General features: G+C 62.2%; 29 protein-coding genes and 1 pseudogene. 16 read left to right on the top strand and 14 right to left on the bottom strand.

Annotated features, from left to right (window positions below):
* Positions 1–56: 56 nt before the first annotated feature.
* The gene (gene ftrA / locus ACZ89E_RS10360) at positions 57–1025 is read right to left on the bottom strand and encodes a transcriptional regulator FtrA (RefSeq protein WP_476255563.1); all 969 of its coding nucleotides are present in this window, start codon (positions 1023–1025) and stop codon (positions 57–59) included.
* 101 nt (positions 1026–1126) lie between these two features.
* Here ftrA and ACZ89E_RS10355 point away from each other — a divergent pair, with 101 nt between their 5' ends.
* Positions 1127–1552 carry a rhodanese-like domain-containing protein gene (locus ACZ89E_RS10355; RefSeq protein ID WP_149658627.1) on the top strand — a complete coding sequence of 142 codons (426 nt, stop codon included), beginning with the start codon at positions 1127–1129 and terminating at the stop codon, positions 1550–1552.
* A gap of 156 nt (positions 1553–1708) precedes the next feature.
* On the opposite strand, the gene ACZ89E_RS10350 is transcribed toward ACZ89E_RS10355, so the two are convergent.
* Positions 1709–2347: a type 1 glutamine amidotransferase gene (locus tag ACZ89E_RS10350; protein WP_476255562.1), complete on the bottom strand. Its 639-nt coding sequence runs from the start codon at positions 2345–2347 to the stop codon at positions 1709–1711.
* A gap of 342 nt (positions 2348–2689) precedes the next feature.
* Between ACZ89E_RS10350 and ACZ89E_RS10345 the strand changes: the two genes are divergently transcribed.
* From ACZ89E_RS10345 to ACZ89E_RS10335, 3 genes are all read left to right on the top strand, one after another.
* A complete protein-coding gene (locus tag ACZ89E_RS10345; RefSeq protein WP_149658625.1) occupies positions 2690–3469 on the top strand; it encodes an ABC transporter substrate-binding protein in 780 nt (259 codons plus the stop codon).
* A 112-nt stretch (positions 3470–3581) separates the two neighbouring features.
* Complete coding sequence (locus ACZ89E_RS10340) at positions 3582–4694, top strand: M14 family metallopeptidase (protein ID WP_149658624.1); 1113 nt, start codon at positions 3582–3584, stop codon at positions 4692–4694.
* A gap of 172 nt (positions 4695–4866) precedes the next feature.
* Positions 4867–5583, top strand: coding sequence for an alpha/beta hydrolase (locus ACZ89E_RS10335; RefSeq protein WP_476255561.1), 717 nt, complete (start codon positions 4867–4869; stop codon positions 5581–5583).
* A gap of 11 nt (positions 5584–5594) precedes the next feature.
* On the opposite strand, the gene ACZ89E_RS10330 is transcribed toward ACZ89E_RS10335, so the two are convergent.
* Both ACZ89E_RS10330 and ACZ89E_RS10325 read right to left on the bottom strand, forming a co-directional pair.
* Positions 5595–6161: a DcrB/PsbP domain-containing protein gene (locus ACZ89E_RS10330; protein WP_476255560.1), complete on the bottom strand. Its 567-nt coding sequence runs from the start codon at positions 6159–6161 to the stop codon at positions 5595–5597.
* A gap of 105 nt (positions 6162–6266) precedes the next feature.
* Positions 6267–7052, bottom strand: a complete 786-nt coding sequence (locus ACZ89E_RS10325; protein WP_476255559.1) for a hypothetical protein — start codon at positions 7050–7052, stop codon at positions 6267–6269.
* Positions 7053–7217: 165 nt separating this feature from the next.
* Here ACZ89E_RS10325 and ACZ89E_RS10320 point away from each other — a divergent pair, with 165 nt between their 5' ends.
* From ACZ89E_RS10320 to ACZ89E_RS10310, 3 genes and pseudogenes are all read left to right on the top strand, one after another.
* Positions 7218–7751: a chalcone isomerase family protein gene (locus ACZ89E_RS10320; RefSeq protein ID WP_463260249.1), complete on the top strand. Its 534-nt coding sequence runs from the start codon at positions 7218–7220 to the stop codon at positions 7749–7751.
* Between the two features lie 10 nt (positions 7752–7761).
* Positions 7762–8293 (top strand): annotated as a pseudogene (locus tag ACZ89E_RS10315) (DUF3833 domain-containing protein).
* A 72-nt stretch (positions 8294–8365) separates the two neighbouring features.
* Positions 8366–9688, top strand: coding sequence for an Nramp family divalent metal transporter (locus ACZ89E_RS10310; protein ID WP_463260251.1), 1323 nt, complete (start codon positions 8366–8368; stop codon positions 9686–9688).
* Positions 9689–9725: 37 nt separating this feature from the next.
* On the opposite strand, the gene ACZ89E_RS10305 is transcribed toward ACZ89E_RS10310, so the two are convergent.
* On the bottom strand, positions 9726–10619 hold the full coding sequence (locus tag ACZ89E_RS10305; RefSeq protein ID WP_476257037.1) for a LysR family transcriptional regulator: 894 nt from the start codon (positions 10617–10619) through the stop codon (positions 9726–9728).
* Between the two features lie 113 nt (positions 10620–10732).
* Here ACZ89E_RS10305 and ACZ89E_RS10300 point away from each other — a divergent pair, with 113 nt between their 5' ends.
* The gene (locus tag ACZ89E_RS10300) at positions 10733–11335 is read left to right on the top strand and encodes an NADPH-dependent F420 reductase (RefSeq protein WP_149658616.1); all 603 of its coding nucleotides are present in this window, start codon (positions 10733–10735) and stop codon (positions 11333–11335) included.
* Between the two features lie 204 nt (positions 11336–11539).
* Here the strand turns inward: ACZ89E_RS10300 and ACZ89E_RS10295 are convergent, their stop codons facing one another.
* Genes ACZ89E_RS10295 through ACZ89E_RS10285 form a run of 3 tightly spaced genes read right to left on the bottom strand, consistent with a single transcriptional unit; the run spans position 11540 to position 14133 of the window.
* Entirely contained in the window at positions 11540–12721 is a 1182-nt protein-coding gene (locus ACZ89E_RS10295; protein WP_476255558.1) for an acetyl-CoA C-acetyltransferase, read from the bottom strand.
* Between the two features lie 11 nt (positions 12722–12732).
* Entirely contained in the window at positions 12733–13398 is a 666-nt protein-coding gene (locus ACZ89E_RS10290; protein WP_149658614.1) for a CoA transferase subunit B, read from the bottom strand.
* 36 nt (positions 13399–13434) lie between these two features.
* Positions 13435–14133: a CoA transferase subunit A gene (locus ACZ89E_RS10285; RefSeq protein WP_476255557.1), complete on the bottom strand. Its 699-nt coding sequence runs from the start codon at positions 14131–14133 to the stop codon at positions 13435–13437.
* A gap of 242 nt (positions 14134–14375) precedes the next feature.
* Between ACZ89E_RS10285 and ACZ89E_RS10280 the strand changes: the two genes are divergently transcribed.
* Positions 14376–15275: a LysR family transcriptional regulator gene (locus tag ACZ89E_RS10280; protein WP_149658612.1), complete on the top strand. Its 900-nt coding sequence runs from the start codon at positions 14376–14378 to the stop codon at positions 15273–15275.
* Positions 15276–15407: 132 nt separating this feature from the next.
* Here ACZ89E_RS10280 and ACZ89E_RS10275 read toward each other — a convergent pair whose 3' ends face one another.
* Positions 15408–16250, bottom strand: a complete 843-nt coding sequence (locus ACZ89E_RS10275) for an NAD-dependent protein deacetylase (RefSeq protein ID WP_476255556.1) — start codon at positions 16248–16250, stop codon at positions 15408–15410.
* A 125-nt stretch (positions 16251–16375) separates the two neighbouring features.
* Complete coding sequence (locus tag ACZ89E_RS10270; protein ID WP_476255555.1) at positions 16376–17422, bottom strand: class I SAM-dependent methyltransferase; 1047 nt, start codon at positions 17420–17422, stop codon at positions 16376–16378.
* Between the two features lie 420 nt (positions 17423–17842).
* Here ACZ89E_RS10270 and ACZ89E_RS10265 point away from each other — a divergent pair, with 420 nt between their 5' ends.
* Entirely contained in the window at positions 17843–18682 is an 840-nt protein-coding gene (locus ACZ89E_RS10265) for an HvfB family MNIO-type RiPP peptide maturase (RefSeq protein ID WP_476255554.1), read from the top strand.
* Positions 18675–19424 carry an HvfC family RiPP maturation protein gene (locus tag ACZ89E_RS10260; protein ID WP_476255553.1) on the top strand — a complete coding sequence of 250 codons (750 nt, stop codon included), beginning with the start codon at positions 18675–18677 and terminating at the stop codon, positions 19422–19424. Before ACZ89E_RS10265 ends, ACZ89E_RS10260 begins: the two co-directional genes overlap by 8 nt.
* A 245-nt stretch (positions 19425–19669) precedes the next feature.
* On the opposite strand, the gene ACZ89E_RS10255 is transcribed toward ACZ89E_RS10260, so the two are convergent.
* Together ACZ89E_RS10255 and ACZ89E_RS10250 are read right to left on the bottom strand one after the other, a co-directional pair.
* Positions 19670–20968 carry an ATP-binding protein gene (locus ACZ89E_RS10255; protein ID WP_476255552.1) on the bottom strand — a complete coding sequence of 433 codons (1299 nt, stop codon included), beginning with the start codon at positions 20966–20968 and terminating at the stop codon, positions 19670–19672.
* Complete coding sequence (locus ACZ89E_RS10250) at positions 20965–21630, bottom strand: winged helix-turn-helix domain-containing protein (protein ID WP_476255551.1); 666 nt, start codon at positions 21628–21630, stop codon at positions 20965–20967. The genes ACZ89E_RS10255 and ACZ89E_RS10250 overlap by 4 nt, the downstream gene beginning before the upstream one ends.
* 296 nt (positions 21631–21926) lie before the next feature.
* On the opposite strand from ACZ89E_RS10250, the gene ACZ89E_RS10245 reads away from it, so the two are divergent.
* From ACZ89E_RS10245 to ACZ89E_RS10235, 3 genes are all read left to right on the top strand, one after another.
* Positions 21927–22190, top strand: a complete 264-nt coding sequence (locus ACZ89E_RS10245) for a DUF2790 domain-containing protein (RefSeq protein WP_476255550.1) — start codon at positions 21927–21929, stop codon at positions 22188–22190.
* Positions 22191–22229: 39 nt separating this feature from the next.
* Positions 22230–22436, top strand: coding sequence for a hypothetical protein (locus ACZ89E_RS10240; RefSeq protein ID WP_476255549.1), 207 nt, complete (start codon positions 22230–22232; stop codon positions 22434–22436).
* 164 nt (positions 22437–22600) lie between these two features.
* The gene (locus ACZ89E_RS10235) at positions 22601–23812 is read left to right on the top strand and encodes a cytochrome c biogenesis protein DipZ (RefSeq protein WP_476255548.1); all 1212 of its coding nucleotides are present in this window, start codon (positions 22601–22603) and stop codon (positions 23810–23812) included.
* Positions 23813–23829: 17 nt separating this feature from the next.
* Here the strand turns inward: ACZ89E_RS10235 and ACZ89E_RS10230 are convergent, their stop codons facing one another.
* Entirely contained in the window at positions 23830–24288 is a 459-nt protein-coding gene (locus ACZ89E_RS10230) for a GNAT family N-acetyltransferase (RefSeq protein WP_476255547.1), read from the bottom strand.
* Between the two features lie 41 nt (positions 24289–24329).
* Positions 24330–25319, bottom strand: coding sequence for an AraC family transcriptional regulator (locus ACZ89E_RS10225; RefSeq protein WP_463260264.1), 990 nt, complete (start codon positions 25317–25319; stop codon positions 24330–24332).
* A 182-nt stretch (positions 25320–25501) separates the two neighbouring features.
* Here ACZ89E_RS10225 and ACZ89E_RS10220 point away from each other — a divergent pair, with 182 nt between their 5' ends.
* Positions 25502–25771 carry a DUF4242 domain-containing protein gene (locus tag ACZ89E_RS10220; protein WP_149662162.1) on the top strand — a complete coding sequence of 90 codons (270 nt, stop codon included), beginning with the start codon at positions 25502–25504 and terminating at the stop codon, positions 25769–25771.
* Positions 25772–25822: 51 nt separating this feature from the next.
* Entirely contained in the window at positions 25823–26635 is an 813-nt protein-coding gene (locus ACZ89E_RS10215) for a class I SAM-dependent methyltransferase (RefSeq protein ID WP_476255546.1), read from the top strand.
* The last annotated feature ends 52 nt before the right edge of the window (positions 26636–26687 follow it).

Raw genomic sequence — 26687 nt, 5'->3', positions numbered from 1 at the left:
GTGGCGGTGATCCTGTAGGAGCGAGGCTTGCCCGCGAAGGCGTCCTCAAGGACACCTCAAAAAATCACCTCCCGCCCAAACCGCTCCCGATACACCGACGGCGGCACCCCGACCACGCTGCGAAACGCCACCCGGAAGCTCTCCACCGAACGATAGCCACAGCGCTCGGCAATCTGCTCGGTGTTATCGACCGTGCTCTCCAGCAACTCCCGGGCCCGGGCCAGGCGTTGATGCTGCAGCCAGGTCTTGGGTGACTGACCACTGGCCTCGGTGAAGCGACGCAGGAAGGTGCGTTCACTCATCGCCGCCTCGCTGGCCAGGTCACGCACTTCCAGCGGTTCGTGCAAACGCTCCCGCGCCCACTGCATGACCCGTGACAAATCGCTGCGAGGCGTTGGGCTGACCGGCGTAGGAATAAACTGCGCCTGACCGCCCGTGCGTTGCGGCGACATCACCAGCCGCCGCGCCACCGAGTTGGCCACCTGCGTGCCAAAGTCCCGCGCCACCAGGTGCAGACAGGCGTCAATGCCGGCCGCGCTGCCGGCTGAGGTGATCAACTGACCCGAATCGACATACAGCACGTCCGGGTCCACCTGGATATTCGGGAAACGCTCGGCCAGCTCCGTGGCATAGCGCCAATGGGTGGTGGCGCGATGACCATCCAGCAAACCGGTAGCCGCCAGCACAAACACCCCGGAACAGATCGACAGCAATCGCGCGCCCCGGGCATGGGCCTGGCGCAACGCGCTGAGCAAGGCTTCGGGCACCGGCGCCTGGCGATCGCGCCAACCGGGGATGACGATGGTCCGGGCCTGTTCCAGCAACGCCATGCCGCCATCCGCCAGTACCTGAATGCCACCCATGGCGCGCATCGGGCCTTCATCCACGGCGACAATCCGATGGGTGTACCACGGGAAATCGAACTCCGGCCGGGCCAGGCCGAAGATCTCCACGGCGATGCCGAACTCGAAGGTGCAGAGGCCGTCGTAGGCCAGAATCGCGACTAATCCAGGGTTGGGCTGCATTTGGCGGAAAGTTCCCGGTAGGTGTCTTGTGCGCCACTGTAGCGGCAAGCGGCGGGCAGATAAAGTCTGCCTACACCCACCAAGACTAAGGACTACACCCCATGACCAGCCTGGTTCGTCAAATTCCCGCAGCGCCCTCCGCCATTGCCCTGATGCACTTCAGCAATCGCCTGACGTTCGAAACCGATTGTTCCGACGTGTATGGCAGCCAACAGGCCGGCGAAGTGGATTTCGTGCTGGTCGATACCCGCGGCCCGTTGGCGTTTGAGCGTGGCCATGTGCCGGGGGCGATCAACATGCCTGGACGACTGATGACCGCCGAGACCTTGTCGGCGTATCCCACCTCCAGTGTGTTCGTGGTCTATTGCGCCGGGCCGCACTGCAACGGCGCCAACAAGGCCGCGGTGAAACTGGCGGCGCTGGGTTACCCGGTCAAGGAGATGATCGGCGGGGTGACGGGGTGGCTGGATGAGGGGTTTGAATTGAGTGTTAAAGCAGTGCTCGGCCCCATCGGTTGCGAATGCTGACGATCAAACACTGTTGATCCCTGTGGCGAGGGGGCTTGCTGTGGCGAGGGGGCTTGCCCCCGTCGGGTTGCGAAGCAGCCCCAAAAATCGCAGCCGTTATGACGATTTTTTTGGGAGCGCTGCGCACTCCAACGGGGGCAAGCCCCCTCGCCACAATCAGTTCAACGAATCGGCCCACCACTGATCCAGCGTCTGCTGCAACCACTCAAACACCGCCCCATGCGCCACGCTGTCATTCTGCCCCCGTGGCAATGGTGACTCATCGCCAAAATGCTCGTTCAGCAGCATCACTGATTCAGCATCCCACTCCGGATGAAACTGCAGCCCCACCCGCGTCGCCCCGACCCGATACATCTGCTGCTCACAGGCCTCGCTACTCGCCAGCAATTGCGCACCTGGCGGCAGATCGATCGCGTCTTCGTGCCATTCCAGCACGCTCAACGTCTGGCCATCGGCAAAGCTCAACGCCGTCCAGCCCGTTTCAGGCCGGGTCATGCGCCGCACCTTCCCGCCCAGGTTCAACGCCAATAACTGCGCCCCCAAACAAATGGCGAACACCGCCGCGCCTTGATCGAGACTGGCCGCCAGCCACTGACGCTCATCTTCCAGCCAGGCCGGCCCGGCGTTGGACTCATAAGGCCCACCCAACAGGATTACCGGCCCCGCACCCACCGGCGGCAACTGCCCGAGGTCGGCGCGAAAGACGTTCAGCGTGATCCCGCGCAACCGGGCCCATTCGGCAATGGCACCGGGGCCTTCGGCGGGGTGGTGCTGGATCAAATTCAACTCGGGCATCGGGTTTCTCTGGTGGGAGGCGGGTGGCGCCAATGTGCCGCAAAAAAGCCTTCGTCGCCAGTCAGGTATTGCGCCTGTTTCCATGGCGACTATTCAGTCGGATAAGTACCTGAACCCCGTAGGTTTTATCTGAAAGCAGGACGTGTCCTACAGTTTTTGCACTACCGTGGCGCACACCTCTAAACCGCCGATTGGCCCGGCCACTTTTCTATAAGTATTTGTCGCATCCACACAATTGGCTGGCCGAAAGCCACTCTAGACTGCCGGCCACTTCGGCTTTCACCTGCCGAAACTGCCAATCGAAAGCTGCCAATAAAAGCCTCCGCACACATGGAGTTATAAATGAAGAAGCTAGTGATGTTCGGTGCCCTGGCACTGTCGATGTTGTCCCTGACCGCCGTGGCCGATGACGCCAAGCCGATCCGCATCGGTATCGAAGCCGGTTACCCGCCATTCTCGATGAAAACCCCTGACGGCAAACTCACCGGTTTCGACGTGGACATCGGCGACGCGCTGTGCGAGCAGATGAAAGTGAAGTGCACGTGGGTCGAGCAAGAGTTCGACGGCCTGATCCCGGCGCTGAAAGTGAAGAAAATCGACGCGATCCTGTCGTCCATGACCATCACCGACGACCGCAAGAAAAACGTCGATTTCACCATCAAGTACTACCACACCCCGGCGCGCTTCGTGATGAAGGAAGGCTCCGGCGTCAAAGACCCGCTGACCGAACTCAAGGGCAAAAAAGTCGGCGTGCTGCGTGCCAGTACCCACGACCGCTATGCCACTGAAGTGCTGGTCCCGGCCGGCATCAACCTGGTGCGTTACGGTTCGCAGCAGGAAGCCAACCTGGACATGGTCTCCGGTCGTATCGACGCAATGCTGGCCGACTCGGTCAACCTGAGCGACGGTTTCCTGAAAACCGACGCCGGCAAAGGCTTCGAATTCGTAGGCCCGACCTACGAAGACGCCAAGTACTTCGGCGGCGGCGCCGGCATCGCCGTGCGCAAGGGTGACAAAGCGCTGGCGGACCAATTCAACACCGCCATCACCGAGATCCGCGCCAACGGCAAGTACAAGCAAGTGCAGGACAAGTACTTCGCCTTTGACGTTTACGGCGAATAATCCAGCCGTTCAAAAAAGTGGCTACCGTTAACGCGGTGGCCATTTTTTTTGTGTCTCATGATCTACTCTGCGAACACATTTCCCTACGCATCGGCATCGACAGGACCCTTATATGCAACGCATCGACCACCCTCTGCCGTGGAGCCATTTGGGCACCGAACGCAGCCTCAGCGTGTTTCGTTTTGGCGACGGCGCGCGCAAGGTGTACATCCAGGCCAGCCTGCACGCCGATGAACTGCCGGGCATGCGCACCGCCTGGGAACTGAAAAAACGCCTGACCGAACTCGAAGCCCAAGGCCAGTTGCAAGGTGTTATCGAATTGGTGCCGGTGGCCAACCCGATCGGCCTCGACCAGCACCTGCAAGGCGCGCACATGGGCCGTTTCGAACTCGGCAGCGGCAAGAACTTCAACCGCTCGTTCGTCGAACTGAGCGCGCCGGTCGCCGCGTTGATCGGTGCTCAATTGGGCGACGATGCCGAGGCCAACATCACGCTGATTCGCCAGGCGATGGGCCAGGTATTCGACGCTCTGCCGGCGCCGGCATCGCAACTGGAAGCCATGCACCGCGTGCTGTTGCGCCATGCCTGTGATGCCGATGTCACCCTGGATTTGCATTGCGACTTCGACGCGGCGATTCACATTTACGCCTTGCCGCAACAGTGGCCACAGTGGCAATCCCTGGCCGCACGCTTGAAGGCGGGCGTGGGATTGTTGAGTGAAGACTCCGGCGGCAGTTCGTTCGACGAGTCTTGCTCGACGCCGTGGTTGCGTCTGGCGCAGGCCTTCCCCGAGGCGGCGATTCCACTGGCGAACCTGGCCACCACCGTGGAGCTGGGCAGCATGGGCGACACCCGGGTCGATCAGGCCCAGGCCAATTGCGAGGCGATTCTGGGCTTTCTCGCCGAACAGGGTTTCATCAACGGTGACTGGCCAGCGGCACCGAGCGAATGCTGCGAAGGCATGCCGTTCGCCGGCACCGAATACCTGTTCGCCCCGCACCATGGCGTGGTCAGCTTTCTGCGCGAGGCGGGCGAATGGGTGGAGCAGGGCGATGCGCTGTTTGAAGTGGTCGATCCGTTGAGTGACCGTGTCACGACCGTGCGCGCCGGGACCAGCGGCGTGTTATTTGCGATTGATCGTGGACGCTACACCCAGCCGGGGACGTGGCAGGCGAAAGTCGCGGGGCGCGAGGCGTTTCGGGTTGGGAAGTTGACGAACGATTGATCGGGATTATTTGTTGCCTGTGACGGCCTCTTCGCGGGCAAGCCTCGCTCCTACAAAAGCACCACCGTACCTGTAGGAGCGAGGCTTGCCCGCGAAGGCGGCCTCAACCACACCAAAAACCTCGGCAATGTTAGGGTACCCCCCGAATCCTGCGCCCTGTAAAGGAAGAAATATGCTGAAGTTTTTCGCTCTGCTCATGTGCCTGGCATCCGCCACGGTCCACGCTCAAACCCCGCTGCACACCGACCTGCCGCTCAAGTATCTGGAACAGGCCAACCCTGAGTCCCGCGATCAACCGCTGGTGATTTTTCTCCACGGCTATGGCAGTAACGAGCGAGATCTGTTCGGGATCAAGGACGAATTGCCGGCGCAATACAGCTACCTGTCGGTGCAGGCGCCGGTGGCTCTGGATGCCGAGAGTTATCAGTGGTTTCGCAAGAAAGGCGAAGGCGCCTACAACGGTGAGACCGATGATCTGAAGACCAGCAGCAAGGTGTTGCTGGATTTCATCGCCCAGGCAGCGAAGAAATATCACACCGACGCCAACAAGGTGTTCCTGGTGGGGTTCAGCCAGGGCGCGATCATGTCCTATGAGGTGGCGTTGCGTCATCCCGAGGCGGTGGGCGGGATTGCGGCGTTGAGCGGGCGGATATTGCCGGTGCTCAAGGCTGAGCTGAAACCGGATGAAAAACGCCAGTCACTGGCGATTTTCATCGGTCATGGCACCGAGGACAAACGCTTGCCGTTGGTTGACGGCACGGCGGCCAACAGCCTGTTGCAGAAGCTGTCACTCAAGCCTGAATTTCATACCTACGCAGGTCTGGGCCACAGCATCAGCGCCGCCGAGATCCAGGACTTGAACGCCTGGTTGCTGCGCCTCAACCCCTGAATCCCGCGGATTTACTTGCCGGTGATCTGCTTGACCAACGTGTCGTGACCCGCCTTGTCGGTTGGGCGCGAGATGATCTGAATCACCGTCATCCGGTTGCCGGAGCCGGCCATCAGCGTGGTGTTGAGGGTCTTGCCGCCGCCCTGGGTGGCGGTGCTGTCGATCTGCCGCATGCCCAACCCGGTGCCTTTCATCGTCAGGCTTTTTTCGCTGAGCTTGGTGAAGTCCGGCAGGGCCTTGTGTTCAGCGGCGTCGAAATCGGCGGCGGTGCTGTCGAGGAACTCGCTGTCGTTGTCCTTAACGTTGACGCCCGGTGCCAGGTTGTTTTCAGCCGCGATCACCACGGTCTTGGTGGTCTCGTTGGCGTACATGGTGCCGGTTGCACCGGTCGCGCCGGGCGGCAGCGGGTTGGCGACGAAGCCCTTGGGCAGGGTGAATTTGAATTTGCCGCTGAGCAACGAGACTTTGATGGGCGCGGCGTCGCTGGCGGTGGCCTTGGCGGCATACACATTCATGGCCCCCAGGCTGGCAGCCGCCGTCAGCAACAGGACAACGGCTTTTTTACGGAACAATGACATAGAAACTCTCCAGGGATGGTCGCGCTAGGGGGCGATCATCCCATGGCGGTCGGGTCGCATCCAGCCCGGTGTACGTCCTGCGCTGACGGGTAGGCAGTTTCTGGCCTACTCGTTCGCCACCCGCGAACGGGTTGTCACTGCCGGTTTCGCCAGCAAACGCCGAGTCACCCCGAGCATACCCACGGATACCCCCACACCCAGGGCAAACGCCGGCAGGCCCAGGCTTGGCAACGTCAGCGCCAGCACCAGGCAGAACGCAGCGAACGAGTACATCCCGGTGGCGGTGGCGCGCAACAGGGCAGCGGTAAACGCCGAGCCACGGGTTTGCTGGGAGAACACCGCCATCACGCTGCCCAATACCGGGAACACCGCCAGCAAGCCGCTCCAGCGCTCGCCCACCGTACTGGCCAGCAGCGTGACGGCCAGGGTCAGCAGCGCGCCGGCCACCATGCGCAGCAGCAGCTTGTCGGACTTGGGCTTGGGGCCTGAAACAATCGGCTGCACCGACGGAAACAGGTAAGGCGCGGCCAGCAGCGCGGTGGCGGCGGCGATCACCGAGAAGATCAGGGACGGCGGGATCAGCGAGAGCACGACAGCCACCGTTGCCCACACCAACATGGAAATCGCCAGCGCCCACGGCCACGCGGCCCGTTGCGCCACTTGGGCATAGGTCACGCAGAAGGCGATCATGGCAAACATCGCGGACAAGGCAGCGGTCGCGGCTTGAGCGGCGAACACCTGGCCCTGCTCGATGGCGAGGAAAAACAGAATCGGCCCGACCACCACCGGCAGCCCCGACAACCACCCGGCCACGCTCGGCCCCCAACGTTTGCCCGCCAGGGAAATCAGCAGCAGAAACCCGGGAATCACCAGCAACTTGAGCAGCAGCACGCACGCACCTCCGACCTGTGTGAGGCGGCCACGTTAGCATTGCAGACGACGGATTGCTCTAGGGATGTCCAGATTTTGTATACAAAACCATCGCCTTTAAAAATTGTACAGAAAAGACTTTTGCGTATAAGTTTTAAGGAAGTCTTCAGCGCTTACCGAGCCGCCATGAACAGATCACGATCACGCTTTCGTCACTGCCTCTGGCTACTCGTTGTGCTCGGCAGCCACGCGGTGGCCAATTGGCAAGATGCGCTGCCCGGCGCGCAGATCGTGGGCGCCGGGGAGTTTCGGGTGTTCGGTTTTGATGTCTACAACGCGCGACTCTGGAGTGCCGTGCGGCCCATGGCGACGGATCAGCCGTTTGCCCTGGAGCTGATCTACCAGCGCAGCATTTCCCGAGACGATCTGGTGAAGGCCAGCGTCGATGAGATCAAGCGCTTGTCCGGCGCCTCGGTCAGCGCCGAGCAACTGGCCGGCTGGCAGACACAGATGCAACAGTCGTTCGTCGACGTCCAGGCCGGCACCCGCATCACCGGGGTGTATTTGCCGGGGCAGGGCGCGCGGTTTTTTGTCGGCCAGCACCTGCAGCACGAAGTGAAAGACCCGCAATTCGCCCGCGCTTTCTTCGACATCTGGCTCGACCCGCGCACCCGTAATCCCGAGTTGCGCGAGCAATTATTGGGTACCGCCAAGCCTTGAGGACGTCGTCATGCTGAAGAAGTTGTTGCTGGTGTTGTTCGTGTGTCTGGCCGGTTGCGGCGGCGTCGATGTGCAGCGCTACAGCGAGCAAAACCCCAAGCTCGATTTGCCGGGGTTCTTTGTCGGTCGGGTAGACGGTTGGGGGATGTTCCAGAAGCGTTCGGGGGAGGTGGTCAAGCGTTTTCATGTGCTGATCGACAGCCGCATGGATGGGCCCAATCTGATCATGCACGAGGCCTTCACCTACAGCGACGGTACGAAACAGACGCGGGTCTGGTCCCTGCACCCGGACGGTCCTGGCCATTGGCGCGGTACGGCGGGCGATGTGGTCGGCGAATCCAGCGGTGAAGTGGCCGGCAACGCGCTGCACTGGCGCTACATACTCAGTCTGCCGGTGGACGAAAAGGTCTATCAGGTGCACTTCGATGACTGGATGTACCTGCTCGACGAAAACACCATGGCTAACCGTTCGGCGATGACCAAATTCGGCTTTGAACTGGGTCAGGTGACCCCTATTCTTCCGCCGCCACGGCGCCGAGTAGGCGCTGCGTGTATAGCCTGTGAAGGTGCGAACCGTCTAAGCTGCGCCTTTCCAATTGTTTCGGGATGTTTGCGTGAACTTCAGTTTTTTGCCCAAACTCGCCACGGCGCCGTTTTGTCCGCCGGAAGTGGCTGGCAGTGTTGCGGTCGATCCGGGCGCTTCGTTCTTCAAGCGCCTGCTGCGTTTTGCCGGCCCCGGTTTGCTGGTGTCGATCGGCTACATGGACCCCGGCAACTGGGCCACCGCCATCGAGGCCGGTTCGCGGTTTGGCTACAGCTTGCTGTTTGTCGTGCTGCTGGCGAGCCTGGCCGGGATGGTGGTGCAGTGTCTGTGTTCGCGGCTGGGCATCGCCACCGGGCGTGACCTGGCGCAATTGTCCCGGGAGCGTTACAGCACCCGCACCGCGCGCACCCAATGGGTGCTGGCGGAAATCTCGATCATCGCCACCGATCTGGCCGAAGTGCTCGGCTGCGCCCTGGCGTTCCATTTGCTGCTGGGCTGCTCGCTGACCTTCGGCATCGCCCTGACTGCCTTCGACACGCTGCTGGTGCTGGCCTTGCAGAACCGTGGCTTCCGCCGCCTGGAAGCGATCATGCTGGTGCTGGTCGGCACCATCGGCGCGTGTTTTTTTGTCGAACTGCTGCTGATCAAACCCTACTGGCCGGACGTCGCCCGTGGTTTCACCCCATCGCTGGCGGCCATTGGTGACGCCGCGCCGCTGTACATCGCCATCGGCATTCTCGGGGCCACGGTGATGCCGCATAACTTGTACCTGCACACCTCGATTGTACAAACCCGGCTGATCGGCAAGGACCTGGCCAGCAAGCAGGACGCGGTCAAACTGGCGCGCATCGACACCATTGGCTCCCTGGCCCTGGCGCTGCTGGTCAACGCGGCGATCCTGATCCTGGCGGCGGCCGCGTTCCACAGCACCGGGCACAGCGACGTGGTGGACATCCAGGACGCCTATCACCTGCTTGATCCGCTGGTGGGCGGGGCCTTGGCCAGCGTGCTGTTTGGTGTCGCGCTGCTGGCCTCGGGGCAGAGTTCGACCTTTACCGGCACCATCGCCGGCCAGGTGATCATGGAGGGTTACCTGAACCTGCGGATTCCTTGCTATCAACGGCGCTTGATCACCCGTGGGCTGGCGCTGATCCCGGCGTTCATCGGCGTATGGCTGATGGGCGACAATGCGATTGGCAAGTTGTTGGTGATGAGTCAGGTGGTGCTGAGCCTGCAATTGCCGTTTGCGCTGTACCCGTTGATCAGCATGACCAATGACCGGAAGTTGATGGGGCCGTTTGTGAACCGGTTACCGACGCGGGTATTGGCGTGGGGGTTGTTTACGGTAATCAGTGCGGCGAATGCGTGGTTGATTTTGCAGTTGGTGGTTTGACCCAGATCATTCCCACGCGGAGCGTGGGAATGATCGGTCAGCCACCGAACGCGTCCATCACAAAATCAATAAACACCCGGGTCTTGGCCGGCATCAACGTGCGGCTCGGGTAGTACAGCGAGATCGGCCCCGCATCCGCTTTCCAGTCCGGCAGCAGGCGCACCAGCTCACCGCGCTGGAGCTGCGTGATCACATCGGGCAGCACCAGCAGCGTCACGCCCAGGCCGAGCAGGGCCGCCTCGCGCATGGCCGCCGGGTCATTGAGCACGATGTTTTCGTGCAACGTGGCGCTCGCCTCATGGCCCGCACTATCGCGCATGACCCACTGACGAACCCGCCCGGTACGCATGCCGCGCATCACGATGCCGGTGTGTTCCAGCAAGTCCGCCGGGCTGGCGGGCAGGGCGCGTCCGGCCAGATAGGCCGGTGACGCGACGGCGACGATATCGGCCGCCGCCAACGTCCGGGCGATGATCCCCGGCGTCAATTCGAAACCACCACCGATGGCCGCGTCATACCCTTCGGCAATCAAATCCACCTGGCGATTTTCGAAGTGCCACTCCGGCCGGATCAACGGATAACGCGCCAGGAACGCCGGCAGCAACGGCAGCACATGACCGATGCCAAACGTCGGCGCCAGGCTGACCTTGAGCACACCCGCCGGCTCGCCGCGATCACTGCTCACGGCACTGATCGCCGCCTGCAAGCCCTGCAAATTGCTGCTGATACTCGCCAGAAATCTTTCCCCTGCCTCGGTCAGGGACAGCTTGCGCGTCGAGCGCTGGAACAGCCGCACACCGAGGTTGCGCTCCAGCATTGCCACGTTGCGACTGACCGCAGCCGGCGTCAGCGCCAGTAATCGCGCGGCGGCGGAAAAGCTGCCGGTTTCGGCGCTGCGGACAAAGGATTCGAGATTGGCGAGGGTTTCCATGGCGGGCACCTGATAGCAATGCTTGAAGATCATTCAAATCATTACCGGCTAATCAGGACCTAATGGCAAGCGCAGTATTCACTTCAACCACAACCCACTTGGAGTGAATAACCATGAGCACTATCGGAATCATCGGCGCCGGCGCCATCGGCTCAGCCTTCGCCCGGGCCCTGTCCCGTCAAGGGATTGAATTGGTCATCGCCAACAGCCGTGGGCCGCAAACCCTGACGGCGCTGGTGGACGAACTCGGGCCGACCGCCCGTGCCGGCACCCGTGAAGAAGCCGCGGCGCAGGACATTGTGCTGGTGGCGGTCAACTGGTCGAAATTGCCCACGGCGTTGGCGGGGCTGCCGGATTTCGCCGGGCGGATCGTCCTTGATGCCAACAATTCGATTGAGGCGCCCGCGTTCAAAGCGGTGGATTTGCAGGGCCGTACCTCCAGCGAAGTGTTCGCCGAATGGGTGCCGGGCGCGCGGGTGGTGAAGGCGTTCAATCACCTGGCGGCGCGGTTGCTGGAGAGTGATCCGGCGGCGGAGGGGGGCAAGCGCGTGCTGTTTCTTTCGGGTGATGATGCCGAGGCGAAAGGGCAGGTCAGCGCGCTGATCGAGCAATTGGGATTTTTTGCCGTTGATCTTGGCGCGTTGAGTGTTGGCGCGCGGTTGGCGCAGTTCCCGGGCGGGCCGCTGCCGACGTTGAATCTGGTGAAGTTTGGCTAACGGTGTTGTTGTAGGAGTTAGGCTCTTGTGGCGAGGGGGCTTGCCCCCGTTGGGATGCGTAGCAACCCCAAAAATATCAGCTGTTGTCGAAGAATTTTGGGAGCGCTGCGCACTCCAACGGGGGCAAGCCCCCTCGCCACAATCGTGGGGCCCCGCGCTGTCTGTGATCGTTCCCACGCAGAGCGTGGGAACGATCGTGTGGGGTTAAGCCCGTTCGATCGCCAGTGCCACGCCTTGACCACCACCGATGCACAGGGTGGCGAGGCCTTTCTTGGCGTCGCGCTTGATCATTTCATGCAGCAAGGTCACCAGCACCCGGCAACCCGAGGCACCGATCGGATGGCCCAGGGCAATGGCGCCGCCGTTGACGTTGACCTTGTCCAGGTCCCATTCCAGGTCCTTGGCCACGGCCAGGGATTGCGCGGCGAAGGCTTCGTTGGCTTCGATCAGGTCCAGTTGGTCGATGGACCAGCCGGCCTTGTTCAGGCAGCGGCGAGTGGCGGATACCGGGCCGATGCCCATGATCGCCGGGTCGACGCCCGCGTTGGCGTACGCAGCGATGGTCGCCAAAACCGGCAGGCCCAGGGCCTTGGCTTTTTCGGCGCTCATCAGGATCACCGCAGCCGCGCCGTCGTTCAGCGACGAGGCGTTACCGGCAGTCACCGAACCGTCCTTCTTGAAGGCCGGTTTCAGTTTGCCCAAGGACTCGGCGGTGGTGCCGGCCCGTGGTTGTTCGTCGGTGGCGAAGGACAGTGGATCGCCTTTGCGCTGCGGGATCAGGATCGGCGTGATCTCATCGACAAAACGCCCGGCTTCGATGGCGGCGGTGGCTTTCTGCTGCGAGGCGGCGGCGAACGCATCTTGCTGCTCGCGCGTCAGGCTGTACTTCTCGGCCAGGTTCTCGGCAGTGATGCCCATGTGGTAATCGTTGAACGCATCCCACAGGCCATCGCTGATCATGGTGTCGACGATTTGCGCGTGACCCATGCGCAAACCGGTGCGCGCGCCGGGCATCACGTAGTTGGACAGGCTCATGTTTTCCTGGCCGCCGGCGATGATCACGTCGGCATCGCCGCAGCGAATCGCCTGGGTCGCCAGGTGCAGGGCCTTGAGGCCCGAACCGCAGACTTTGTTCAGGGTCATGGCCGGCACGGTGAACGGCAGGCCAGCCTTGATCGCCGACTGGCGCGCAGGGTTCTGCCCGGCGCCGGCGGTGAGCACCTGGCCCATGATCACTTCATCGACCTGCGCCGGGTCGAGCCCGGTTTGTGCCAGCAACTGACGGATCACCGCAGCGCCCAGGTCAACGGCGGACACACCGGCCAACGCACCCTGGAAACTGCCAATGGCAGTACGGGTGGCGGCAACAATAACGACGTCTTGCATGGAATGATTCCTCACTGGGCAGCGAACTGCATTTCCGGCACATGGTCCGGCACGATCAGCTTGCCGGCGGTCTTGGCGACAATTTCTTCGACGCTCACTCCCGGCGCGCGTTCTTTGAGAATGAACGCGCCGTCCTTGATTTCGAGGTAGGCGAGGTCGGTCAGCACACGCTTGATGCACCCGGCGCCGGTCAGCGGCAGGCTGCATTTGGACAGAAGCTTGGACTCACCGTCCTTCGACGCGTGGGTCATGATCACGATGATGTTGTCTGCGCCCGCCACGAGGTCCATGGCGCCGCCCATGCCCTTGACCAGTTTTCCGGGGATCATCCACGAGGCGATGTTGCCCTCGACGTCCACTTCAAAGGCGCCGAGCACGGTCAGGTCGACGTGACCGCCACGGATCATCGCGAATGATTCGGCCGAGGAAAAAATCGACGCGCCGATCCGCGCGGTCACGGTTTGCTTGCCGGCGTTGATCATGTCGGCATCGATGGTGTCTTCCGTAGGAAACGGTCCCATGCCCAGCAGGCCGTTTTCCGACTGCAGCATGACTTCCATGCCTTCGGGGATGTAGTTGGCAACCAGGGTCGGGATGCCGATGCCCAGGTTCACGTAGTAGCCGTCCTGCATTTCGCGGGCGACGCGTTGAGCCATTTGTTCGCGGGAAAGTGCCATTGTTGTTATTCCTTCATTCGGTCCGGGGGCAGGGGATCACTTACGCACGGTGCGCTGTTCGATGCGCTTCTCGAACGTGCCGCAAATGATCCGGTCGACGTAGATGCCAGGGGTGTGGATCTGCGACGGGTCCAGCTCGCCGGGTTCAACGATTTCTTCGACTTCGACCACGGTGATCTTGCCGGCGGTGGCGGCCAGCGGATTGAAGTTCTGAGCGGTGTGGCGATAGATGACGTTGCCGAAGTGGTCGGCTTTCCAGCCTTTGACGATGGCGAAGTCACCGGTGATGGACTCTTCCATCAGGTACTTGCGACCGTGGAATTCACGCACTTCCTTGCCTTCGGCGACCGGGGTGCCAACGCCGGTGGCGGTGAAGAAGGCCGGGATGCCGGCACCCCCTGCGCGCATTTTTTCGGCGAGGGTGCCTTGAGGGGTCAGGTCGACTTCGATGGCGCCGCTGAGCAGTTGCTCTTCGAACAGTTTGTTCTCGCCGACGTAGGAGGCCACCACTTTGCGAATCTGCCTGTCTACCAACAGCACGCCGAGGCCGAAACCGTCGACGCCGCAGTTGTTGGAAACCACGGTGAGGTCGCGGGTGCCTTTGCGCTTGATCTCGGCGATGAGGTTTTCCGGGATGCCGCACAGGCCGAAGCCGCCGGCGATCACGGTCATGCCGTCTTCAAGACCTGCAAGGGCTTCCTCGTAGGAACTCACGCGCTTGTCGAAACCTGCCATATGCACCTCTTTTATTCTTTATGGGCGGCTGGCTAGCCGTAGTGGGAATGAGTGTCGCGCCGGGCGATTCATTTGTTAAGTTGATTTTTAAGGTTGATTGATAGATAAAACTCACCAATCACACTTGTAGGAGCAAAGCGTGCTCGCGATGACATTCTTGAGGACGCCATCGCGGGCAAGCCATGCTCCTACAGCCTTCTTGCAGCTTAAAGCCTGCAGCTTACAACTGGAGCGAAGCGAGCATGACCGTCAAGCAAATCCGCGCCTTCCTGGCCGTGGCCCAGAGCCTGAGCTTTGCCGTGGCCTGCGAGCGGTTGCACCTGTCGCAATCGGCGCTGAGCCTGACCATCAAGGCCCTGGAAGAAGGCCTGGGCGGGCGCCTGTTCAGCCGCAACACGCGCAACGTCGCGCTGACCCCGGAGGGCGAATCCCTGGTGCCGCTGGCCCGCCGGTTGATCGCCGATTGGGACAACGCCGAAGACGAACTGCGCCAGCGTTTCACCCTGCAACGCGGGCGCGTGACCGTGGCGGCGATGCCATCGTTTGCCGGCAACCTGCTGCCGCCGATCCTCAAGACCTTCCGCGCGCGTTACCCGAAAGTCAACGTCACGGTGAACGACGTGATCAACGAGCAGGTGCTGGAAATGGTCCGGGATCGGCAAGTCGAGCTTGGGGTTTCGTTTGAGCCGGCGCATAGCACGTCGCTGGAGTTCACGCCGTTGTACATCGACCGCTTTGTCGCGGTGGTGCCCCATGACTCGGCGCTGGCGAAACGGGATGAGATCGACTGGCAGACCTTGTTGCAGGAACCGTTTATCACCTTGCAACGACCGTCCACGGTGCGGGTGATGCTCGAAGAACACTTGCAGGCCCGGGGCATGAAGTTACCGGTAGAGTTTGAAAGCCATCAACTGGCGACGGTCGGGCGGATGGTCGCCAGTGGCTTGGGCGTGAGTGCGGTGCCAGCGTTGTGCAAGCAGCAAATGCAGGAGTCGGGTGCGCACTGCATCACCTTGCGCGACCCGATAGTGGAACGGGCGATTGGTGTGCTGACCAAACCGGGGCATGAACTGTCGGCGGCGGCACAGGCGTTGTTTGATATTTTCAAAGAAGCCAACCTCGCACAGCGCCTCATGCCCTGAGCGCGGAACACGCCCTCCACGTGATCGTTCCCACGCTCCGCGTGGGAATGCATCCCGTGACGCTCTGCGTCACATCCGGAAGCGGAACGCGGAGTGTCCCCGGCGGCATTCCCACGCGGAACGTGGGAACGATCATTGGGTTAGGCGTTGTGTCAGCAGGGGTAATAGTTGTTCGCAGGCCCCCTCAATCTTCATATCCAGAATGTCATCCGCCCGGGTCTTGCCCAGATTGATCGCAATCAACGGTTTCCCCTGATCCACCACCGCCCGACACAACCTGAACGCCGAATACGCCATCAGCGACGACCCCACCACCAACAACCCCGCCGCTTGCTCAACCGCCGCCATGGCCTTGGCCGCCGTTACCTGCGCGACGTTCTCGCCAAAAAACACCACGTCCGGTTTCATCCGCTGCTCGCCACAATGCGGGCAATACGGCACCTGAAACCGTGCTTCAAATGCCGGGTCCAGCAGGGTATCGCCATCCGGCGCCTGGACCGCATCGACGCCCGCGAGGTAGGGGTTTTGTGCTTCCATCAGCTGTTGAATGACATCGCGTTCACTGCGCCGGCCGCAATCCAGGCACAGCACCCGGTGCAGACTGCCGTGGAGTTCGATCACGTCGTGGCTGCCGGCCTGGTCGTGCAGGGTGTCGACGTTCTGCGTGATCAGCCCGCCGATCTGCCGCGAGCTCTGCAAACTGGCCAATGCTTCATGGGCCGCGTTCGGACTGGCCAGACGCACCCGCGGCCAACCGAGCATCGCCCGGGCCCAGTAGCGACGGCGGGATTCGGGGGCAGCGAGGAATTCCTGATACATCATCGGTTGCCGGCCACGGCGCACGCCCTGGTTGTCGCGGTAGTCCGGAATGCCTGACGGGGTGCTGATGCCCGCGCCCGTCAGGACCGCGAACGGCTGGTCGGCCATTAACTGCTGAAGACGGTCGAGTTGTTCGCGGATGGGGCTGTCGAGCATGTTCAACACTCCGGGAGGGCCTTGAGTGTTTGCAGGGTAGCATTTGCCGATCACCCTGTAGGAGCAAGGCTTGCCCGCGATGGCGATATCAAGAACGCCATCGCGGGCAAGCCTTGCTCCCACAATTATTTACGCGCTTCAAGAATCAGGTTGAACGGCGTTTCCGTCGCCCGGCGGAAATGCTTGAACCCGGCCTCGGTAAACACCTTGCGCAGCCGCGCTTCACCGGCCTGGGCCCCGAGCCCGAGGCCGACTTCCTGGGAAAGGGAGTTGGGCGTGCAGATGAACGTCGAAGCGGCATAGAACAGGCGTCCTACCGGGGTGACATTGTCGTCGAGGGAATCGTTGGCGTAAGGCTCCACCAGCAGCACCGTGCCGTCCGGTTTCAGCGAATCGTAGGCATGCCGTGCCGCCCCCACCGGGTCGCCCATGTCGTGCAGGCAGTCGAAATAGCACACCAGGTCATAGTCGGTGCCGGGGTAGCTTTTCGCCGTGCCCTGGAAGAACCGCGCCCGCCCGGACACCCCGCCGGCCTCGGCGCGCTGGGTGGCCACGGTGACGGAGGGCGCGTGGTAGTCGAAGCCGACAAAGCGCGAATCCGGGAACGCCTGGGCCATGATCACCGTGGAGGCGCCATGGCCACAGCCGATGTCCGCCACTTTGGCACCGCTCTCCAGTTTGGCCACCACGCCTTCCAGCGCCGGCAACCATTCGGCCACCAGATGCGCCTTGTAACCGGGGCGAAAGAAGCGTTCGGTGCCGCTGAACATGCACGGGTGGTGATCGCCCCAAGGCAGGGCGCCATTGCCGCGAAAAGCGCTGATCAGCTTGTCCTTGTCATGGAAAAACGACGCGACCACGCCGATGCCGCCGGCGATGTACACCGGCGACTCTTCAATGGCCAAGGCCAGGGCTTGCTCTTCGGGCAGGCGGAACTGGCCGTCCTGGTGCTCCATGTACCCGGAGGCGGCGTGGGCGCTGAGCCATTCGCGCAGCAGGCGAGGGTGGCAACCGGTCTTTTCGGCGAGGGTGTCGGGGCTGATCGGCTGGCTGTCGGCCATGGCCCGGTACAAGCCAAGCTCTTCGCCGAGAATGACATTGGCCAGCATCGCCGCGCCGCCCATGTCGTTGACCAGTTGGCCCATGAATTCGTTAAGTCTGGCCTCGTCCATCACGTGTGCTCCTGTGGCAGGATCACGGTCCAGAGGCAATGTGGGTCGAGGCGTGCGCCGCTGGGCGGTGGTCGTGGGAATGAACAGGACGCTGACCACGTCCTGCGTGGGTTAAGTTTAGTCCCGCCCCCGGGCACTGAGGTTTGGGGCGACGAAAGCCACATGGCCAACCTATGTAGGAGCGAGGCTTGCCCGCGAAGGCGGTGTGTCAGCCGACAAGGATATTGCCTGGTACACCGTCTTCGCGGGCAAGCCTCGCTCGTACACGGGTTTTGTGTGGGTGGGTGTTGTGTATCGCAGTGTGTACGGTGCGGCGGCTGATACAGACGCTGTCGATTTCTGCAAAAACCGAACACAGCCCCGATACACCGCTTCGATTAACTCGACTCTCATTTATCCACACAGAATGGGATCGACATCATGCGGACCTCTGATTTACCAACGAAGGCCAGCGTCGGCCTCGGCCTGCGTCGCGGCCTGATGAAAGACCTCCAGGCTGCCCCGGCCGGCAATTTCGACTTTCTGGAAGTCGCTCCGGAAAACTGGATCGGCATCGGCGGTGCCCATGGCGCGGCGTTGCGGGCATTGGCCGAGCGTTATCCGTTGTCCTGTCACGGTTTGTCCCTGTCGTTGGGTGGGTCGGCGCCGCTGGATGTCGGATTTTTGCAGGAAGTGCGGGTGTTTCTCGATCACTACAAGGTGCCGCTGTACAGCGAACACCTGAGTTATTGCAGCGATGACGGGCATCTTTATGACCTGCTTCCACTGCCGTTTACCGACGAGGCGGTGAAGCACGTCGCCACGCGGATCCGTCAGTCCCAGGACATTCTTGGTCGGCGGCTGGCGGTGGAAAACGTCTCCTATTACGCCGCGCCCCGGCAGGACATGGACGAACTGACCTTCACCAACGCCGTGTTGCGCGAGGCCGACTGCGACCTGTTGCTGGACGTCAACAATGTGTATGTGAACTCGATCAACCACGGTTTCGATCCGCAGGCGTTTCTGGCCGGGATCGATGCCGGGCGCGTGGTGGCGATGCACGTCGCCGGGCATTTCGATGAGTCCGACACCTTGAAAATCGACACCCACGGTGCCTCGGTGAAACCGGTGGTCTGGTCGTTGCTGGCCGAGGCTTACGCCCGCTTCGGCGCGCGACCGACGCTGCTGGAACGGGACTTCAACTTCCCGGTGTTTTCGGAACTGGTGGCCGAGTTGCAGACCATTCGCCGCTTGCAAGGTGTGGAGGTGAACCGTGGATAAATCTTCGCTGCATCAGCAACAGGATGCCTTGACCCGATACCTGCGCGATCCCGAGCACTGCGCGTTGCCGGCCGGGATGGACGCTGCGCGAGTGCAGGTTTATCGGGATCTGGTGTTCAACAATCTGTCGTTGTTGCTCAGCGGGACCTTCCCGGTGCTGGTAAAGATTCTGGGGAATGAAGAGTGGCGGGCGCTGGTGCGGATCTTCCTGCGGGACTACCGCGCACAGACGCCTAAATTTGGCGAGATCGCCCAGGAGTTTGTCGCGTTTCTGGCGTCTGAGCCGCCAGGGTTGAGCGACGGGGATTGGCCGTCGTTCATGGTCGAACTCGCGCATTACGAGTGGGTCGAGATGGCGCTGCAACAGTCTGACGACGCGCCGTTGCCGATGAGCGACGCGGGGTTGTTGCTGGAGCGGCCATTGCAGGTTTCGCCACTGGCCTGGCCGTTGGTGTATGCCTGGCCGGTGCAGCTGCTGGGGCCGGATTATCAGCCTGGTGCGGCGCCGGATCAGCCGACGTTGCTGCTGGTTCGGCGGACAGAAGACTGGAGCATCAAGTTCTCTGAGTTGAGTCCTCTGGCGTGGCGGTTGTTGCAGCGGATCGGCGAGTTTCCCGAGCTGGACGGGCGTGCGCAGCTGGAAGGACTGGCGGTGGAGGCGGGGGCTGCGGGGTCGAGCGAGTTCATGGACAACGGTTTGGCGTTGTTGCGGCAGATGCAGGTTGAGGGTGTATTAGCCTGATCGTTCCCACGCGCAGCAAAGGAATGCCTCAACGGACGCTCCGCGTTTGGCTCTGGAAGGGACGCGGAGCGTCCCGGGCTGCATTCCCACGCGGAGCGTGGGAACGATCATCAATAGCCCTTGTAGGAGCGAGGCTTGCCCGCGAAGGCGGTGTGTCAGTCGACGAAGATGTTGCCTGACACGCCGCCTTCGCGGGCAAGCCTCGCTCCTACAGGGGGCGGTGTCGGTGGCAGATTCTGGGAGGGTTACGCTGGCAACTTGAGCTCTGCGCACAGGCCACCGCCTTCACGGTTGCTCAAGGTCAACGATCCCCCGATCGCCAATGCCAGCTGCTGCGCAATCGCCAGTCCTAACCCGGTGCCGCCGGTACTGCGGTTACGCGAGTTTTCCACGCGATAAAACGGCTCCATCACCTGGGCCAATTCCTCTTCGGCAATCCCCGGCCCACGGTCCATGACCTTCACCGACAAACCGCCATCGGTTTTTGCTTCGACCTGCAACTCCGCAGCCCCGGCGAATTTCAGGGCGTTGTCGGTCAGGTTCACCAGCACCCGGCGCAGGGCGTGGGGGCGGGTGTCGATCACGGCGGCGCTTTTGCCGCTCAGTTGCACGTCCTTGCCCATGTCCTGGTAGTCGAACACCAGGCTGTCGAGGAACGAATCCAGGTCGGTGCGTCGGCTCTCTTCGGTGGCGCCGTGGATGCTGCGGGCATAGGCCACGCCTTCGCGCACCAGGTGTTCCATCTCGCTCAAATCGTTCCAGAGTTTGTCCTTCTCACTGGAATCGTCCATGAATTCGGCCCGCAGTTTCATGCGAGTGATCGGGGTCTGCAGGTCGTGGGAAATCGCCGCCAGCAGCTGCATGCGTTCTTTCAAATAAGCGGCAATCCGCGCCTGCATGGCATTGAACGCCATGGCGGCGTGGGCGACTTCAGTCGGGCCTTTTTCGTCCAGGTGCATGGCGTGGGTGTTGGGGTCCAGGGTTTCCACCGCCGTGGCGAGGCGGGTGAGGGGGCGGATCGCAATCCGCACAGCCAGCCAGGTGCAGGCGAGCATCAGCGCCAGTTGCCCCAGCAGCACGATCGGCAGCCACGGCGACAATGGCACCATGGCCGGCCGCACATCGATGGTCACCGGGCTGCCGTCCGCCAGTTTCAGGTGCACCTGGAAGTGTTTCTGCGGGCCGGGGATGTCGGTCACGGTCATCGGGTAATCCTTGCCGATGGCGTTTTTGATCGAGGTCACCGCGATGGGCGTATCGCGCATGGCCGTGCCGGGTGAACCGTCGTCCAGCAGATAGCGATAATTGCGCCGCTCCAGTTGCTTCAACCAGCCCGCCCGTTCTTCGGCCGGCAAGCGGTCGAGGATGGCGATGGAGGTCGAGACGTCAGTCTCCAAGTTACCGAGCATGGTGTTTTTCGCGCTTTCGTAACGCTCGTAATACTGCGCGCCGAAGGACAGCGCCTGGGCGAGGATCAGGCCGATCAGAAAGATCAGCGACAACCGTGAGGCGAGGGTGCGCGGCCAGCGCAAGGCGAGATTCATGCGGGCGCTCCCTGGACTTCGACCGGAAGGGAAAACACATAACCCTCGCTGCGCACGGTCTTGATATAGGCCGGCTCCCGGGCATCGTCGAGCAGGCGCTGACGCAAACGGCTCACCAGCAAATCAATGGAGCGGTCGAACAGATCGGCGTCGCGGCCCTGGGTCAGGTTCAGCAACTGATCGCGATTGAGCACCCGTTGCGGATGATCGAGAAACACCCGTAGCAAGCGGTATTCCGCACCGCTGAGGGCGACCATGGTGCCGTCGCTGTCGAGCAGGTGCCGGGCCGAAGTGTCCAGGCGCCAGCGCCCGAAGGCCAGCAGACGCCCGCTTTCCGTGACCACCAGATTCGGCGGCAGCATCCGCGTGCGGCGCAGGACGGCGTTGATCCGCGCCAGCAATTCGCGGGCGGCGAACGGCTTGACCAGGTAATCGTCGGCGCCCATCTCCAGGCCGATGATGCGGTCGGTTTCGTCGTTGCGGGCGGTGAGCATCAGCACCGGCGTGGCCTTGTGTTTGCCGGCGCGCAACTCGCGGCAGAGCATCTGCCGGCCATCCGCGACGACGGTGGTGCGCAGGCCATTCTTCTTCAGGTAATTGCCGACCAGCTCCCGAATCTCGCGGTCGTCGTCGACGATGAGAATGTGATCGACATGTTCCATGGGGCCAAACCTCTAACAGTGGGGGATGTCGCGCAGTCTATCGAGCCTTGGCCCGTTCGCCCGCTGCCCTTTGTATTGCAGTGTATCTGGCCTGTCGACGGATACACGCAGACGCAAAAAACCGATTTTTTCGGGGTTTTGTATCGCTGTGTATCCGGCGGCGGCTTTGATACGTAACGAGTGACTCAGGGGTTTTCCCGACACAGACGGGATACCTCGCAGGCTTCTAATAGGTTCCATCGAGGCACACCAACCCGCCTCGAACCACCCAACATTGAAGCCTTGAGGACACCGCCATGAACACCAAAGCCATTTACGCCGCTTGCCTGTTTGCCGCCCTGAACATCTGCACCTTGTCGGCCCGCGCCGAAGCCGATGTGACCCCGAAAACCTACACCTACGGCACCCATCTGGACATCCAGAAAGTCGTGTCGATGACACAGGACGCCGCACCTTCCTGCGGGATTGTGAATGCCCGTCTGACCTACCTCGATTCCCAGGGCAAGACCCAGGCGCTGGACTACAGCAAGTTTTCCGATGACTGCCACGACGGTAACTGAGCCGCTCGCTCAATCCCACTTTGAAACAGGAAGACCTTCATGAACAACGTGACTCGTTACTTGACCGCTGTTGCCTTCTCCGTCGCCGGCGCCGCAGCCCATGCCAATGCGGCGGTTGAGAAGAACGCCTGTGGCAGTGCCACTTGTTTTCAACTGACTCCCCTGGAGAACGGCGCTGCGGTGCTGGCGGAGAACGGCGCCAGCCGGACCACCCAGGGGCAGTGGCTGGAGCGCCAGACGGTTTGACTGCGGATCCCCGTGCGCCCCAACCCCCTGTAGGAGCGAAGCTTGCTCGCGAAGAGGCCGGCACATCCAGCATCAATGTCGCCTGACACACCGCTTTCGCGAGCAAGCTTCGCTCCTACAGGGATCGTGTGGTTTTCGTTTATCACCTTTTCAGGAATTCCCCCATGTTTCTCATCGCATTCCTGGGCGGCATTTTGACCGTCCTCAGCCCCTGCATCCTGCCGGTCGTGCCGTTCCTGTTTGCCGGCGTCGAGCGCAGCCGCTCTTCAATCCTGCTGACCCTCGGCGGCATGGTCCTGACCTTCGCCCTGATCTCCAGCCTGGCCGTGGTCAGCAGCGAATGGGTGGTGCAGGCCAACAACACCGGTCGCCATGTGGCGCTGTTCGTGATGGTGCTGTTTGCCCTGTCGCTGATTTCCGCCCGCATCGGCGGCTGGCTGGCGCGGCCGTTCGTGTTGCTGGGCAATCGCCTCGACCCGAATACCCGCAAAATGTCCGGCCCGCTCAGCTCGTTGATGATTGGCGTGGCCACCGGTTTGCTCTGGGCGCCATGCGCCGGGCCGATCCTCGGCGTGATCCTCACTGGCGCCATGCTGCAAGGTGCCAATGCGCAGACCAGTCTATTGCTGGTGGCTTACGGCCTGGGCAGCGCATTGTCCCTGGGAACCTTGATCTTCGCCGGTCGCGGCTTGGTCAATCGCTTGAAAGCGTCGATCCCGGTTACCGGCTGGTTGCGCCGTGGCGCAGGTGTTGCCGTGCTGGCGGCGGCCGCTGTGATCTCCACTGGCGCCGACAAAACCCTGCTGGCCGGCACCTCGTCCGAAGGCGTCAGCAGCCTTGAGAAAGGCGTGCTGGAAACCGTGCCAAAAGTGGTCGACTACTTCGTGAGCAAGGTCAAGGCCGACACCTCCATGGACAACGCCAAAGGCGCCATGCCCTCGCTCAACGGCGCGGTGGAGTGGCTGAACTCGCCGGCCCTGACCAGCGAATCGCTGAAAGGCAAAGTGGTGCTGATCGACTTCTGGACCTACGACTGCATCAACTGCCAGCACACCTTGCCGTACGTGAAGGACTGGGCGAAGAAATACGAGAAGGACGGCCTGGTGGTGATCGGCGTGCACACCCCGGAATACGGCTTTGAACGCATCATCGATAACGTCAAGGATCAGGTGAAGAAACTCGGCATCACCTACCCGGTGGCCATCGACAACAACTACGCGATCTGGCGCAACTTCGACAACCAGTACTGGCCCGCCCACTACCTGATCGACGCCAAGGGCCAGGTGCGTTACACCCACTTTGGCGAGGGTCGCTATGACACTCAGGAACAGATGATCCAGCAGTTGCTGCAAGAGGCCAAGGCGCCCGCGGCGTGATGCGTTAACTCAATGGCTCACAGGTCTCGCACCATGAGCCATTGTTGTTGGTCCCAGGCCTGGAAATTCTCCAGCAGCGTCCAGCCACGTTTGGCGTAGTAGTCGTGCTTGTCCTGGGTGTGCAGGTACATTCGCGCCACACCCTTGGCTTTCGCCTCAGCGCAAATCCCTTCGATCAAGCGTTCCGCCAGGCCTTGGCCCCGGGCGTCCGGGTCGACGAAGACACACGCCAGCCACGGCCCCAGATCCGGTCGATGGGCCAGATCGGCCCTGGCCAGCGCGGCACCGCCCAACAGTTGATCCCCCTCCAGGGCAATCAGGCATTGCCAGTTGCCATTGCCTTGACCGTCAGCAAACTCCCGCTGCCAATCGGCCAGGGGCTGCGAGGCGTATTCGTAATGGAATTGGCGATGAATCCACCCGGCGAAGGTATCGCTGTGGTGCGGGTGATGGGCGAGCCAGTCCAGGCGGGGCATGAGTGAATCCTTTCGTAGAGGGTGCGCCATAAGAGCCGATTTCAGGGCGGACAGGCAATCCCGGGTTTTGCATCCACCTCGGCCTGATGGCGTCGCCATGCCGCTGGCGGTGCCCCGAACTCGCGGCGAAAGGCGCGGCTGAACGCGGTGTCGGTCTGATAACCCACTTCCTCGGCAATCCGCGCCAATGAGGTGTTGCTGCGGCGTAACAGGTTGGCGGCCAGCAACATCCGCCATTGAGTCAGGTACTGCATCGGCGAGCTGCCGACCAATTGCTGGAAACGCTCGGCGAGGACCGATCTTGAGGTGCAGGCGGTGCGCGCCAGTTCTTCCAGGGTCCAGCAATGACCGGGGTTCTTGTGCAGGGCGTTGAGGGCGCCGCCGACAATCCGATCGCCGACGCCCGCCAGCCAACCGGTGCGACCTTCGGCGTGTTCGTTCATGTACAGGCGCAACACCTCGATAAACAGCACCTCGGCCAGTTTCGCCAGCACGCCTTCGCCGCCAGGCCTTGGCGATCGCGCTTCGGCCAGGGCGTAGCGCACCGATGATTCGAGCCACATCCCGGCATTCGAACCGCGCACATTGACCCGGATCACCGCCGGCAACCCCGTCAGCAGCATGCCCGCCAACCGCGTATCGCACGCCAGGTAACCGCAGACCAGACGCGTGACCGCGCCGCCACCGCCATAGCTCAATTGCCGCGGACGCCGCGCCAGCACCACGTCCAGCCGCGCACCGCTGGCCGGTCGAATGCCCGGCGTCGAGCACATGCGATGGGCATCGCCCTGGGGGAACACCACCACGTCGCCGGCGTTCAGCAGCAGCGGCGGATCATTGCCCAACTCGACGTAACACTCGCCTTCGGTAATCAGATGGAAGATCACCACCCGCTCGGCGCCGGGCTCCAGAAACGGGGCGGCGGTATCGGCACTCGGCGACTGATAGCACCAGGGCGCGGTGAACCGGGCATTGATGAAAATCGCGCCAACCAGGTGGACCACACGCAGGGTTTGCGAGAGGGCGTCCATGGTGATTTCTCGTGGGGACGGATGCCGTTAAGTGTGAGCCCGTCGCCGCGCGGCGTGAAACCTCCGGACGATCGGGCAAGGTTGGCCGACGATCGGGCAGGACGCCGGCCCGCGTCAGCGCGATATTGGATGCACGGGGTCACTGCCGGCCCTGTACCGATAACAAGAAAAGAGAGGTTGCCATGCCGAAGTACGTCATCGAACGGGAAATTCCGGGTGCCGGAGCACTGTCGGATCGGGATCTGAAAGCCATCTCGCAAAAGTCCTGCCGGGTCTTGCGCGATATACCTGAAGTGCAATGGCTGCAGAGTTACGTCACCGGCGACAAGATCTATTGCGTGTACATCGCGCCGAACGAAGAACTCATCCGGGAACATGCCAGGCAGGGCGGCTTTCCGGCCAACAGCGTTTCACAGGTCATGAACATCATTGATCCCACCACGGCGGAGTAGTTTTCCGTCAGCGCCTGGACTGTGTTTCAACCCGCGAGGGAGCCACACTTCATGAGTACACCCATTGATCTTACTGCCCTGAAAAACCGTCAGATGGCCGCCTGGGCCAGTGGCGATTACGCCGTGATCGGCACCACTTTGCAGATTGTCGGCGAGCAACTGGCCGAAGCCTGTGACCTGCTGTGCGACGAACAGGTGCTGGACGTCGCCGCCGGCAACGGCAATGTCACGCTGGCGGCGGCCCGTCGCGGCTGTAACGTCACCTCCACCGACTATGTCGCGGCGCTGCTCGAACGCGGTGAAGACCGCGCCAGGGCCGAAAGGCTGGAGGTGATTTTCCAGGTGGCGGACGCCGAAGCGCTGCCGTTCGAGGATGCGAGTTACGACGCCGTACTCTCGACCTTCGGCGTGATGTTCGCGCCGGACCAGGCCAAGGCCGCCGCTGAACTGGCGCGGGTCGTTCGCCCCGGTGGGCGCATCGGCCTGGCCAACTGGACGCCGGAAGGCTTTGTCGGGCAGATGTTCAAGACCCTTGGCCGCCACCTGCCACCACCGCCCGGCGCACTACCACCGTCAAACTGGGGCAATGAAGCCTGGTTGCACACCCACTTCGATGACCACGACTTCCTGACCCAGGTAACGCGCCGCACCTTCAACTTCCGCTACCGCTCGGCCGCGCACTTCATCGACACCTTCCGCAGCTGGTATGGACCGGTGCACAAGGCGTTCGCGGCGCTGCCGGTCGACGGCGCCATGGCGCTGGAAAGGGACTTCACCGAGTTGCTGAACCGGATGAATCGGGCGGGCGAGGGGACGCTGGTGGTGCCGAGTGAATACCTGGAGGTGGTGATCACCCGGCGTTAACGTCAACGTAGGAGCTGGCGAAGGCTGCGATCTCTTGATCTTTTTTGGATGC

The sequence above is a fragment of the Pseudomonas sp. TE3899 genome, from assembly GCF_056279105.1.
Note: the sequence above shows the minus strand (reverse complement) of the source record. Positions and strands in the feature narration are given on the sequence as shown.